The sequence below is a fragment of the Nitratireductor mangrovi genome (assembly GCF_007922615.2).
Taxonomy (GTDB): Bacteria; Pseudomonadota; Alphaproteobacteria; order Rhizobiales; family Rhizobiaceae; genus Mangrovimarina; species Mangrovimarina mangrovi.
Map to the genome: position 1 here is coordinate 3,839,432 of NZ_CP042301.2, position 12,173 is coordinate 3,851,604.

Here is a 12,173-nt window from a genome sequence, read left to right on the forward strand (position 1 = left end):
GCGCACGTCACTTTCGCTCCGGAATTCCCTGTTGCATTCGGATTGCGTTTCGGTCATATAGGCGCGGCTTGCGGCACAGCGTGCCGCGCGAGCGGGTGTAGCTCAGGGGTAGAGCACAACCTTGCCAAGGTTGGGGTCGAGGGTTCGAATCCCTTCGCCCGCTCCAGAATTCCCTAGATTTGAATGGCTTAGGGCTCGGGGTATCCGGGCCTTTTTGCTGTCTTGGCGCGCGCAGGGCGGCAGCCAAACGAACCCTTCGCGGAAAGGGTCATCGACATCGCCGTGCCTGCAAATTATCTATAAACATGAGCACAAAAGACACGCGCGCCGCGCAAATTGCCCACAGCCTCGCCGAGCGGATCGTCTCAGGACGGCTCGAGCCTGGATCCAGGTTGCGGCAGGACCATATCGCCGAGGAATTCGGCACCAGCCATGTCCCCGTGCGGGAGGCGTTCCGCCGCCTCGAGGCGCAGGGCCTCGCCGTCAGCGAGCCGCGGCGCGGCGTGCGGGTCGCCACCTTCGACATCGGCGAGGTCCGCGAGGTTGCCGAAATGCGGGCCGCTCTTGAAGGTTTGGCGCTGCGCCAGGCCGCGCCACATCTCACCCGAGCGATCCTCGACGACGCCGAGGAGGCCAATCATCTTGGCGAGACCGCCGCTGATATCCGCTCATGGGAGGATGCCAACCGTCACTTCCACACCACGATACTGGCCCCTTGCCGCATGCCGCGATTGCTTGCCGCGATCGACGACCTGCACCTGGCGAGCGCGCGGTTTCTGTTCACGGCGTGGCGCTCGGACTGGGAGGTCCGCACCGACCAGGACCACCGCGCGATCCTTGCGGCACTTCGGCAGGGCGATGTCGACCATGCCGCCGCGATCCTGGCGCGTCATGTTCAGCGCATCGGCAAGCGGCCGTTCAAGACAGCGTCCGGCGCGACCCGCGACGCCTTTGCCATCATAGGCTGACCGGACGCGAAGCACCGCGTGCTTGCACCGGCAGTCGAGTTGTGGCTTTTTGATAGATGCAAGCCAAAGATTATAGATTATTTTTGAAAGGAAGTCCCTTGAGCCAGTCCGCCGCCATGCTCAGCCAGTCCCGCAGCCCGTTGCGGCTCGAAAGCCGGTCATTGGGCATCCAGATCGCCGCCGTGGTGCTCGGCACCATCGTGTTGACGCTGTCGTCCTACGTCATAGTGCCGATGTACCCGGTGCCGGTGACGATGCAGACCTACGCGATCCTCGCCGTCGCGGCGCTTTATGGCTGGCGGATGGGCACCTTGACGGTGCTTGCCTGGCTGGGCCAGGCGGCCATCGGCATGCCGGTGCTGGCCGGCGGGACCGGCGGCCTCGCCGTCTTCGCCGGGCCGACCGCCGGCTACATCATCGCCTGGCCGCTGATCACTGCGCTGGTTGGCTGGCTGGTCGAGCGCGGCTGGAACGGCCACCGTCCTCTTCTCGCCCTGCTCGCCATGCTCACGGCGAGCGCCATCTGCCTGGCCATGGGCGCGGCGTGGCTTTCGGGCTTTGTCGGCGTCGAAAAGGCGATCGCCGCCGGCGTCTTGCCCTTCCTCCTCGGCGACGCGCTGAAGTCGGCGCTGGCCGCCGCGACGCTCATGGTCCTTGCCCGCAAAGGAAAGGCGTGACGGTCCGCCTGCGCGCGCATCATCTGCTCTGCATCCTCACCTATGCCGGCAAGGGCTACAATCCGGCCTTCGTCGCCAATTACGACACGATTGCCGGGCGGATCGCCGGAGGCGAGGACGTCGTCCTCGTCTCCGGCCCCGACGACATCTGCGCGCCTCTTCTGGCGGATGCTGATCCGCATTGCCACGGCGCAAATGTCGTCAGGCGTGACCGGCAGGCCGCCGAGACGCTGGCCGAGTTGCTTTCCCGCCCCGTAGCCGTCGGCGAACGACTGGTTCTGGACGACGCGACACTTGTCCACATGCGAGAGGCATTCGCGCGGGGGGCCATTCGCCGGGCCTGCACCGGCTGCGCCTGGGCACCATTGTGCAGCTCGATCGCCGGCGACGGTTACGCAGAGGTCCGAATCGCGGCCGGCACCGCGACGTAAGTGCGGGCCGGATCGAACTTGCACCACTGAGAAAAGACGTCACGCCCCAAGGAATTGCGGATGCGGCGGACGCGCCGCTGTGCTAGCCGTCGCTCATGGCGCAGAAAAAGGCACATGAGGTCGGCCGATGGCTGGCCAGACCCGACCCGGCTTTCTGCGTCATTCTGCTCTACGGTCCCGACCGCGGCATGGTGAGCGAACGCGCCAGCGCCTTCGCCGCTGCAACCGGCCTGCCGCTCGACGATCCGTTCGCCGTCGCCAAGTTCGACATCTCAGACATCGAGACCGACCCGGGCCGCCTGTTCGACGAGATCGCCACGCGTCCGCTCTTCGGCGGCAAGCGGCTCGTGTGGTTACGCAACGCCGGTACCCAGAAGTTCCTCGCCGATGCCGTCACCGATCTGGCGAAGAACGCCCTGGACGACGTGGTCCTCCTGATCGAGGCCGGCGAACTGAGAAAGAATGCGCCGCTGCGCATGGCGGCCGAGCAGGCGACCGCCGCCATGGCCCTGCCCTGCTATGCCGACGAGGGACGCAACCTCGACCAGCTTGTCGATGGCGAACTCCAGAAGGCCGGGCTCACCATCGGGCCGGACGCGCGCCACTATCTGCGCGGCATCCTCGGCGGCGACAGGCTCGCAAGCCGCGGCGAGCTGGAAAAGCTCATGCTTTATTGCCAGGGCGGCGGCGAGATCTCCGTCGCCGACATTCGTGAATCCGTGGGCGACGTTTCGGCGACCTCGACCGACGATGTGGTCGACTGCGTGCTGGCCGGAAGCGGCGCCGAGATGGACCGGCAGGTGCGCCGGCTGCTGGCCGCAGGCACACCGCCCTTCCTGATGCTGTCGGCGGCGATGCGCCAGTTCCAGACACTGTCGGCGCTGCGCGACGAGATGGAGAGATCGGGTCGCAAGCCGGGCGCCGTCGTGGCGAGTGCCCGCCCGCCGATCTTCTTTGCCCGCCGCGCGGTCATGGAAACGGCGTTGGCGCGCTGGAGCGCCGGTGCCCTTACCGAGGCGCTTGCGAGGTTGCAGGCAACCGTCCTGCAAACCCGCCAGCAGCCCGAGTTGGCGGCCAGCCTGACCCGACAGCTGCTGCTGTCGCTTTGCCGGTTTTCGGCCCGCGCTCGCTGAAAATTCGCCGGCTAATGATCAGTGATTCTGCAGGCGCCGGCAGACTTCGTCAAGCTGTTCCAGCGTCTTGTAGGTGATCTTCACCTGTCCGCCCTTTTCGCGGTGCTGGATCGAAACGGCCAGCCCGGTGACGTCGGAAAGCAGCCGCTCCAGCGCTTGCGTGTCGGCGTCCTTGTCCGTCGTTTCCCTCGGCGTCTTTGCGCTTTTCGTTTCCGGCGCCTGCACCAGCGCTTCAGCCTGACGAACTGAAAGGCCCTCGTCGACGATCTTGCGGGCCAGTGCTGCCGGGTTTTCGGCCGAGACCAGCGTGCGGCCGTGGCCAGCCGACAGCGATCCGTCGACCAGCATGTCCTTGATCACATCCGGCAGCTTCATCAGCCGCAAAGTGTTGGCGACGTGGCTGCGGCTCTTGCCTATCACCCTGGCGAGATCGGCCTGTGTGTATTGATGCTCGTCGATCAGCTGCTGGTAGCCCGCTGCTTCCTCGAGCGGGTTGAGATCCGCGCGCTGCACGTTCTCGATGATGGCCAGCTCGAGTGCGGTTCGGTCGTCGACCTCGCGGACCAGCACCGGAACCTTGTCGAGTCCGGCTCGCTGCGCCGCGCGCCAGCGCCGTTCGCCGGCGATGATCTCGAACTGGTCGCCCTTGGGTCGTACCAGGATCGGCTGCACGATGCCGTGCTCGCGGATCGACTGCGACAGGTCGACAAGGTCTGCTTCCGGAAACTGCCGCCGCGGATTGCGCGGGTTGGCGGTCAGGAACTCGACCGGAACGACGCGGTCCGGCTGCTCCGGCGCTTCCGCCGCGGCCGGCTTGTCAATCTCGCCAATCAGCGCTGCGAGCCCCCGCCCCAGCCGCCGCTTGGATTGATCCTCATTCATGGTTTGCCGTCCCGACATCGTTTCGCTCGTGAATCAATTCTAGGCTGCCCGCAGGCGGCGCTCGCGCCGGATGACCTCCGAGGCCAGCTGCAGATAGGCCTGACTGCCGGCACATTTGAGATCGTAGAGAATGGCCGGCTTGCCGTAGGATGGCGCTTCGGAAACGCGAACGTTGCGCGGAATGACGGTCTGGTAGACCTTGTCGCCCATATGCTCGCGAACGTCGTCGACGACCTGATTGGCGAGGTTGTTGCGCCCGTCATACATGGTCAGCACGATACCCTGAATGTCGAGCCCCGGATTGATTCCGGCGCGCACTTGCTCGACGGTCTCCAGCAGCTGGCTCAGGCCTTCGAGGGCGAAGAACTCGCATTGCAGCGGCACAAGCACCGAATCGGCTGCCGCCATCGCATTGATGGTCAGCAGGTTGAGCGACGGCGGGCAGTCGACCAGAATGTAGGAATAGGCGCCGGGGCGGGTGTCGCGAAGCGCCTTGCGCAGCCGCAGGGCCCGGTCAGACGCGCCTGCAATCTCCATCTCGACGCCAAGCAGGTCGAGGGTCGACGGAACGATGGCAAGCTGCGGCACTGCCGTCCGCATGGCCGCTTCCTCGATCGAGGCCTCGCCGGTGAGCACCTCATAGGCCGAGGTAAGGCGGTCATGGCGGTCGATGCCCAGCCCAGTGCTGGCATTGCCTTGCGGGTCGAGATCGACGATCAGCACGCGTTCGCCGATCGCCGCCAGCGCGGTCGCCAAATTGATGGCCGTGGTCGTCTTGCCGACGCCACCCTTCTGGTTTGCGATGGTGATGATACGTGGAGCGCTGAGCATCTTTATCAGAAATCCCGTTGCCGGATCACGCCTGTCGGCGGCTTGCCCGCGTGATTTCCAGGATCACGCTATGCTCATCGATGGCGCTTCGATGTTCTACCAGATCGAGATTCCACGTGTCATGCACTACTTTGATTTCTTCACCGCTATCGCGGCCTTTGTGAAACAAGGCTCGTGACCCTGCGGCCAGCCACGGTTCTGCAAGCTGCAACAGCCGGTCGAGAGGCGCCAGCGCACGCGCCGTAACGATATCGGGTGCGGCGCTGGATCTTGTCGCTTCCTCGATTCGCCGCGCTACGACCCGGGCGCCGGGCGCCAGCTCGGCCAGCACGTTCTGCAGGAAAGCCGCCTTCTTGCGGTTGCTTTCCACCAGCATCACGGAGACCCCGGACCGCCCCTGCAACAGGATCGCCAGTACCGCGCCGGGGAAGCCGCCCCCCGACCCCAGGTCAACCCAGCTCCGCCCTTCGGGCGCCAGCGGCAGGAGCTGAGCGCTGTCGAGAATATGCCGCGTCCAGATATCGCCCAGCGTCGACGGAGCAGCCAGATTGATACGCGCCGCCCATTTCTCGAACTGGCGCTCGAAGGCACGCAACCTGCCATATGTTTCACGTGAAACCGGACCGGCGACTGTACACAGGCGGTCGAAATCGTCAGGCGGCACTGCGACCGCCATGCCCAGAGTTCCTTAGTCGGGCAACCACGATGGCCATGGCCGCCGGCGTCATGCCATCGATGCGCAAGGCCTCGGCGACCGATGTGGGACGGCGCGCGGCAAGCTTCTGCTTCAACTCGTTCGACAACCCGGGAATATCCCCGTAGCTGAAGCTCTCCGGGATCCGCAGCGATTCCTCGCGTTTCATCAACGCGACATCAGCGGCCTGGCGATCGAGATAGACAGCGTAGCGCGCCTCCGTCTCCAGCAACTCAGCTTCCACCTGGCCGATGTCCTTCAACTCCGGCCACAGCTCGGTCAGCACTTCCACACTTTGCTCCGGATAGGAAAGCAGCTCATAGGCGGTTCGGCGCACACCATCCTGATTGATGGCCAGGCCGCGCGCTGCAGCAGCCGACGGGCTGATCGAGACGGAGCGCAGCAGCTCGCGTGCTCGGTCGACAGCCCTCATCTTGGCACTGAACGAGGCGCAGCGCTCCCTTGAGACGATCCCGAGCTCGATCCCGCGCGGTGTAAGGCGCTGGTCGGCGTTGTCGGCGCGAAGCGCGAGCCGGAACTCCGCTCGCGAGGTGAACATCCGGTACGGCTCGCTCACCCCGCGGGTCACGAGGTCGTCTATCATCACACCGATATACGACTCCGTCCGGCTGAACGTCACCTGCTCCTCGCCGCCTGCCTTGCGTGCCGCGTTGATGCCGGCCACCAATCCCTGCCCAGCCGCCTCTTCATATCCCGTCGTGCCGTTGATCTGCCCGGCAAGGAACAGACCCTTGATACGCCGTGTCTCCAACGTCGCCCGCAATTCCCGCGGGTCGACATGGTCGTACTCGATCGCGTAGCCAGGCTGCAAAATGGTGGCCTTCTCCAGGCCCGGGATCGTCGCAAGAAGCGTTGCCTGCACATCCTCCGGCAGGGATGTCGAGATCCCGTTCGGATAGATCGTCGGGTCGTCGAGGCCTTCCGGTTCCAGGAAAATCTGGTGCCCGCCCCGATCGCCGAACTTGACCACCTTGTCTTCAATTGACGGGCAGTAACGCGGCCCGACGCTATCGATCTGTCCCGAATACATCGCCGACCGATGCAGGTTCTCGCGAATCACGGCGTGCGTCCGCGCCGTTGTCCGGGTAATGCCACATTCGATCTGCGGCTGCCGAATGCCCTTGCTCAGGAATGAAAACGGCACCGGATCGTCATCCGCCGCCTGCATGTCCAGCCCCGACCAGTCGATTGTCCGGCCATCGAGGCGCGGTGGCGTCCCCGTCTTCAGGCGGCCGACCGCGAACCCCGCTTCGCGCAGGAGCCGCGACAGCCCGTAGCTGGCCTTCTCATTCATGCGCCCCGCTGCGATTCGCCGCTCCCCGATATGGATCAGCCCACCCAGGAAGGTCCCTGTCGTTAGCACTGCCGCGCCACATTGCAGGACCCTGCCGCTCGCCAGTTCGATGCCGGTCAGTGCGCCATCGTGAACGCTGACATTTACGACCTCGTCCTCAATGACGCTCAGGCGCTCCTGATGCGCGATCGCCGCCTGCATGGCCAGGCGATAGAGCTTGCGATCGGCCTGTGTGCGCGGACCGCGAACTGCCGGCCCCTTGCGGCGATTGAGCATGCGAAACTGGATCCCGGCCTCATCGGCTACGCGCCCCATCAAGCCGTCTAGCGCATCGATTTCGCGCACCAGGTGCCCCTTGCCCAACCCCCCAATGGCCGGATTGCAGGACATCACGCCGATCTTCTCGCGTTGCAACGTGATCAACGCGGTCTCGGTCCCGGCCCGCGCCGCGGCAGCGGCCGCTTCGCAGCCGGCATGCCCGCCGCCAATCACGATCACGTCGAAAGAGGTCTTCACTGTTCAACTCCCTGACCGGCGGTCAGATGCGCCGGCCAACGGTGTTTGTCAAGAAATCGCGAAAGAATGTTTCACGTGAAACGCTTGGCCCGGGTTCTTGCCCGGGTTTTGCCCGTGTTTCACGTGAATCGCTTGCTCCGTGCTGCCATGCTTGCTGTTTCACGTGAATCATTTCCCGATGCAGAAGCGGGAAAAGACCGCTCCGAGCACATCCTCGACATCAATCACGCCCGTGATCCGACCGAAAGCTCCGGAGGCAATCCGCAGCTCCTCCGCACGCAACTCCGTACCGAGCCCGTCATTCGTTTCCGCTTCCCGAAGCGCCGCCAGGCCCCTCGCCAGCTCGTCCCTGTGCCGCGCCGTAAACGGCACGAGCTGTCCCCCGTGATTCGCCGCTCCCGCCGCCGCTCCTTGTATCAAGCCAAGCAGCGTATCGAGACCAGCCCCATTGACCACCGATATGTCGACATCCGTCGAAGGTCGAACGCTACGCTCGTTCCCAAGCCGGTCGAGCTTTGTCCCAACGTGGAGATGTTTCGGCGCCGCTTCCCGAGCGGTATCGATACCCGTTCCTGTCAGGTCGCTCAGCCACAGAACCAGATCGGCATCACGTGCGGCCGCCAACGCGCGGCGCATTCCTTCCCGTTCGACTGTGCCGGCTTCTTCCCTGAGCCCCGCCGTATCCGAAAACACGACTTTCAATCCCCGCAGGTCGAGCTCCACCTGTACGACATCGCGTGTCGTTCCGGGTTCTTCGGAAACGATCGCCACATCCCGCCGCGCCAGGGCATTGAGCAAGCTCGACTTGCCGGCGTTCGGCGCGCCCAGGATCGCCACCCTGAAACCTTCGCGAATGATTTCCGCCTGGTGGTACCCCGCCAGATGGCGCTCGACCTCATCTGCCAGCAAGCGGATATCAGCCCACGCGCCGGCCGCCACGCCGCCCGCCACGTCACCTTCGTCGGAAAAGTCGAGTTCTGCTTCGATCAGGGCCCTCGCTCTCAGGATGCGTTCGCGCCAGCCGACATAAAGAGCGCTGTGTCGCCCGTCGGCATTGTCGAGCGCAAAGCGTCGCTGCGCCTCCGTCTCGGCATCGATCAGATCGGCGAGTGCCTCGGCGTGAAGTAGGTCGACCTTGCCGTTCGCAAGCGCTCGGCGCGTGAATTCACCCGCTTCCGCCGCCCGCAGGTTTGTCCACCGAGCAAGTTCCGCCAGCATCGCCGCGACCACCGCGCGGCCACCATGCAGGTGCAACTCGCCGCAATCTTCGCCCGTGAAGCTCGCCGGCGCCGCGAAATACACCACGAGCCCGCTGTCGATCAGCTCCCCGTCCTGGCTACGAAATCGCGTATGGCGCATTTTCCTGGGCGCGACGTCCGTCCCGGTTACTCCCTTGAGTACCGCACGGACGTCGGGCCCCGAGAGCCGGATCACCGCCACACCGCTGGGAAGCGCGCCGCTTGAATGGGCGTAGATGGTGTCGCTGAAAGGGCTGGCTGTCATTCGCGGTCGGCACCTGGTGGCCACAACGCCGAAACGTCACCGCCGCCGCACGACACGAAATACCCGACGGCCGTTCCGGATGCGAATCGGTTATCGCGCCTTGCCGTCCCCGTTCACGAGCGGCGGTTCCTTTCGGAGTCGAATCGAGCCTTGTCGGCCCTGCTTCGCTCGATCAGGTATTCATGGAGTCGAAAAAGTCCGAATTGCTCTTCGTCTGCTTGAGCTTGTCGATCAGGAACTCGATCGCATCCGTGGTTCCCATCGGCGAAAGGATGCGGCGCAGCACGAAGATCTTCTGCAGATCCTGGCGCGCGATGAGCAGGTCTTCCTTGCGCGTGCCCGATTTGAGGATGTCGATCGCCGGGAAGATGCGCTTGTCCGCCACCTTGCGGTCCAGCACGATCTCGGAGTTGCCGGTACCCTTGAACTCCTCGAAGATGACCTCGTCCATCCGGCTGCCGGTGTCGATCAGCGCAGTGGCGATGATCGTCAGCGAACCTCCCTCTTCGATATTGCGCGCCGCACCGAAGAAACGCTTCGGCCTTTGCAGCGCATTCGCGTCGACACCACCGGTCAGCACCTTGCCGGAAGAGGGCACCACGGTGTTGTAGGCGCGCCCCAGCCGGGTGATCGAATCGAGCAGGATGACAACGTCGCGGCCGTGCTCGACCAGGCGCTTGGCCTTCTCGATCACGATCTCCGCAACCTGCACGTGACGCGCCGCCGGTTCGTCGAATGTCGAGGACACCACCTCGCCATCCACCGAGCGCTGCATGTCGGTCACCTCTTCCGGCCGCTCGTCGATGAGCAGCACGATCAGGAAGCATTCCGGATGGTTGGTCGTGATCGAATGCGCAATGTTCTGCAGAAGCACCGTCTTGCCGGTTCGCGGCTGCGCCACGATCAGCGCGCGCTGTCCCTTGCCAAGCGGCGCCACCAGATCGATGACGCGCGACGAGATGTCCTTCGACGTCGGGTTGTCGATCTCCATCCGGATCCGCTCGTTCGGATAAAGCGGCGTCAGATTGTCGAAGTGAATCTTGTGCCGGATCTTCTCCGGATCCTCGAAATTGATCGTGCTGACCTTCAGCAGCGCGAAATAGCGCTCGCCTTCCTTTGGGCTGCGAATCGGCCCCTCGACCGTATCTCCGGTCTTGAGCGAGAAGCGCCGGATCTGCGACGGCGAGATGTAGATGTCGTCGGGACCCGGAAGATAGTTCGCATTGGCCGACCGCAGGAAGCCGAAACCGTCCTGCAGCACCTCGACCACGCCCTCGCCGATGATCTCGACGTCCTGCGTCGCCAGCTTCTTGAGAATGGCGAACATCAGTTCCTGCTTGCGCATGACGCTGGCGTTCTCGACCTCGAGCGACTCGGCAAAAGCGATCAGATCGGTCGGCTTCTTGTTCTTGAGGTCCTGGAGTTTCATTTCCTGCATGATGCGAGCTCGAAAGGCGGAGAGGGGAAAGAGCGTGAGCGACGACGCCGGCGGCAGGGATCGAATGCTGTGCGGCTGCGCTGTCGGGGGAGGGAAGGATCGTTCCTTATCGCCTCCCATATAAAAGCGCAAGCAGGCTTTGGCAATCAGAACGGCTTGACGATCACCAGAACCACGATGGCGATCATCAGCACCGTCGGCACCTCGTTCATCATCCGCCAGTGCCGCGCCGGTTTCTCGTTCCGGTCTTCGGCAAAACGCCGCACCGCCGCCGAGAAATAACCATGCATGGCCGACATCGCGATCACCAGCGCGATCTTGGCGTGCAACCAGCCGCCCGAGAACCCGAACCCTTGCCAGGCCATCCAGAGGCCCAGCACCCAGGTCACCATCATCGCCGGGTTGATGATGGCGCGCAGCAACCGCCGTTCCATCACCTTGAAGGTCTCGGACTGAACCGAGCCCGCTTCCGCATCGCAGTGATAAACGAAGAGCCGCGGCAGATAGAGCATGCCGGCCATCCAGGCGATCACCGCGACCACGTGCAAGGCCTTGATCCAGAGATAGAACCGCGAAAGGTCGACCGCGAACACCATCGCCGTCAGGCCGCCCAGGATCAGCAACGCGACAACCGCTCGAACGACCGGCGACGTAACCGTGCGCTCGCCATTGCTGCTCATGTCTGCCCCCGTACCCGCGCGATCATCTCCTCGACATGCCCGATCGGTGTCTCCGGCGTAATACCATGGCCAAGATTGAAGACCAGAGGACCACCCGAAAGCGCCTCGAGGACAGCATCGACGCCCTGCCGCAACGCGTCGCCGCCGGCAACCAGCCGCAGCGGATCGAGATTGCCCTGAACCGCGCCCTGTCTCTGAAGCCGCACTGCCTGCGACATCGGCACCGACCAGTCGAGCCCCAATGCACTGACGCCGGTTGCCTGCCGGTAACCGTTGTAGAGGCTGCCAGCCCCTTTCGGAAAGCCGATCACCGGGACATCGGGATGGCGTTCCCTGATTCGCGCCACCATCGCCGCCACCGGTTTTGCGCAGAATGCCTCGAACTCGGCCTCGCCGAGGACGCCCGCCCAGGAATCGAAAATCTGGACCGCATCCGCGCCAGCCTCGATCTGTTTCAGCAGATACTCGGCAGAAACCTCGGCCAGCGATGCGATCAGTGCCTCGAAGGCTTCGCGCTGCGAATAGGCAAACAGCCTCGCCGGCGCCTGGTCCGGCGTGCCCCGCCCGGCGATCATATAGGTCGCCACCGTCCACGGCGCGCCGCAGAAGCCGATCAGAGCCGTCTCCCGTGGCAACTCTTTGCGCAGCCGCCCGACGGTCTCGTAGACCGGCGCCAGCCGCTCGTGGAACGACGCACGTTCGATGGCCGCAATGCCGGCCGCATCGATTGGCGTCATCAATGGCCCGACACCTTCCTCGAAGCGCAGATCGCGCCCGAGCGCATGCGGGACCACCAGAATGTCCGAAAACAGGATAGCCGCATCGAACCCGAACCGTCGGATCGGCTGCAGCGTCACCTCCACCGCCAGATCGGGATTGTAGCAGAGGTCGAGGAAGCTCCCGGCCTGTTTCCGCAATTGCCGGTATTCGGGCAGGTACCGCCCAGCCTGTCTCATGAGCCAGATCGGCGCTGGCGACAGGCTTTCGCCTCTCAGAACACGGATCAGCCGGCGTTCATTGCCCATGTCGGAACCTCTCAGTCGAGGGCTTCAATAAAGAAAGAGATTCCTGAAAGGAATTTTTCTTTTTCTATGACTCTGGTGAA

The 12,173-nt window shown here is 64.1% G+C and carries 12 protein-coding genes and 1 tRNA gene; 5 read left to right on the forward strand and 8 right to left on the reverse strand.

Translation table 11 applies throughout. From position 1 onward, the window contains the following. Positions 1–91: 91 nt before the first annotated feature. The 5 genes from FQ775_RS18835 (at position 92) to holA (ending at position 3,209) form a co-directional block, all read left to right on the forward strand. Positions 92–166: transfer RNA gene (locus FQ775_RS18835), tRNA-Gly, on the forward strand. A gap of 139 nt (positions 167–305) precedes the next feature. Then, a complete protein-coding gene (locus FQ775_RS18840; protein WP_146300474.1) occupies positions 306–968 on the forward strand; it encodes a GntR family transcriptional regulator in 663 nt (220 codons plus the stop codon). A 98-nt stretch (positions 969–1,066) separates the two neighbouring features. Continuing rightward, entirely contained in the window at positions 1,067–1,645 is a 579-nt protein-coding gene (locus tag FQ775_RS18845) for a biotin transporter BioY (protein WP_349291487.1), read from the forward strand. Then, positions 1,642–2,076, forward strand: coding sequence for a DUF1284 domain-containing protein (locus tag FQ775_RS18850; RefSeq protein ID WP_146300475.1), 435 nt, complete (start codon positions 1,642–1,644; stop codon positions 2,074–2,076). The genes FQ775_RS18845 and FQ775_RS18850 overlap by 4 nt, the downstream gene beginning before the upstream one ends. Positions 2,077–2,171: 95 nt before the next feature. Then, positions 2,172–3,209, forward strand: coding sequence for a DNA polymerase III subunit delta (holA, locus tag FQ775_RS18855; protein WP_146300476.1), 1,038 nt, complete (start codon positions 2,172–2,174; stop codon positions 3,207–3,209). Between the two features lie 18 nt (positions 3,210–3,227). On the opposite strand, the gene FQ775_RS18860 is transcribed toward holA, so the two are convergent. The 8 genes from FQ775_RS18860 to hemE all read right to left on the reverse strand — a co-directional run bounded on the left by FQ775_RS18860 (position 3,228) and on the right by hemE (position 12,093). After that, the gene (locus FQ775_RS18860; protein ID WP_146300477.1) at positions 3,228–4,091 is read right to left on the reverse strand and encodes a ParB/RepB/Spo0J family partition protein; all 864 of its coding nucleotides are present in this window, start codon (positions 4,089–4,091) and stop codon (positions 3,228–3,230) included. A gap of 39 nt (positions 4,092–4,130) precedes the next feature. Then, positions 4,131–4,922, reverse strand: a complete 792-nt coding sequence (locus tag FQ775_RS18865) for a ParA family protein (RefSeq protein ID WP_146300478.1) — start codon at positions 4,920–4,922, stop codon at positions 4,131–4,133. A 25-nt stretch (positions 4,923–4,947) separates the two neighbouring features. Then, positions 4,948–5,598 carry a 16S rRNA (guanine(527)-N(7))-methyltransferase RsmG gene (gene rsmG, locus FQ775_RS18870; protein ID WP_146300479.1) on the reverse strand — a complete coding sequence of 217 codons (651 nt, stop codon included), beginning with the start codon at positions 5,596–5,598 and terminating at the stop codon, positions 4,948–4,950. Continuing rightward, on the reverse strand, positions 5,576–7,447 hold the full coding sequence (gene mnmG / locus FQ775_RS18875) for a tRNA uridine-5-carboxymethylaminomethyl(34) synthesis enzyme MnmG (RefSeq protein WP_146300480.1): 1,872 nt from the start codon (positions 7,445–7,447) through the stop codon (positions 5,576–5,578). Before mnmG ends, rsmG begins: the two co-directional genes overlap by 23 nt. 168 nt (positions 7,448–7,615) lie before the next feature. Beyond that, entirely contained in the window at positions 7,616–8,950 is a 1,335-nt protein-coding gene (gene mnmE / locus FQ775_RS18880; RefSeq protein WP_146300481.1) for a tRNA uridine-5-carboxymethylaminomethyl(34) synthesis GTPase MnmE, read from the reverse strand. Between the two features lie 172 nt (positions 8,951–9,122). Then, positions 9,123–10,388: a transcription termination factor Rho gene (rho, locus tag FQ775_RS18885; RefSeq protein ID WP_146300482.1), complete on the reverse strand. Its 1,266-nt coding sequence runs from the start codon at positions 10,386–10,388 to the stop codon at positions 9,123–9,125. A 146-nt stretch (positions 10,389–10,534) separates the two neighbouring features. Further along, complete coding sequence (gene hemJ / locus FQ775_RS18890) at positions 10,535–11,068, reverse strand: protoporphyrinogen oxidase HemJ (protein WP_146300483.1); 534 nt, start codon at positions 11,066–11,068, stop codon at positions 10,535–10,537. Further along, positions 11,065–12,093: a uroporphyrinogen decarboxylase gene (gene hemE / locus FQ775_RS18895; RefSeq protein WP_146300484.1), complete on the reverse strand. Its 1,029-nt coding sequence runs from the start codon at positions 12,091–12,093 to the stop codon at positions 11,065–11,067. Before hemE ends, hemJ begins: the two co-directional genes overlap by 4 nt. Positions 12,094–12,173 lie beyond the last annotated feature (80 nt).

Excerpts from the sequence above, each read along its gene's own strand:
- hemJ (WP_146300483.1), bottom strand. The coding sequence starts at position 11,068 with ATGAGCAGCAATGGCGAGCGCACGGTTACGTCGCCGGTCGTTCGAGCG.
- FQ775_RS18860 (WP_146300477.1), bottom strand. The coding sequence starts at position 4,091 with ATGAATGAGGATCAATCCAAGCGGCGGCTGGGGCGGGGGCTCGCAGCG.
- rsmG (WP_146300479.1), bottom strand. The coding sequence starts at position 5,598 with ATGGCGGTCGCAGTGCCGCCTGACGATTTCGACCGCCTGTGTACAGTC.
- rho (WP_146300482.1), bottom strand. The coding sequence starts at position 10,388 with ATGCAGGAAATGAAACTCCAGGACCTCAAGAACAAGAAGCCGACCGAT.
- FQ775_RS18865 (WP_146300478.1), bottom strand. The coding sequence starts at position 4,922 with ATGCTCAGCGCTCCACGTATCATCACCATCGCAAACCAGAAGGGTGGC.
- hemE (WP_146300484.1), bottom strand. The coding sequence starts at position 12,093 with ATGGGCAATGAACGCCGGCTGATCCGTGTTCTGAGAGGCGAAAGCCTG.
- FQ775_RS18840 (WP_146300474.1), top strand. The coding sequence starts at position 306 with ATGAGCACAAAAGACACGCGCGCCGCGCAAATTGCCCACAGCCTCGCC.
- mnmE (WP_146300481.1), bottom strand. The coding sequence starts at position 8,950 with ATGACAGCCAGCCCTTTCAGCGACACCATCTACGCCCATTCAAGCGGC.
- holA (WP_146300476.1), top strand. The coding sequence starts at position 2,172 with ATGGCGCAGAAAAAGGCACATGAGGTCGGCCGATGGCTGGCCAGACCC.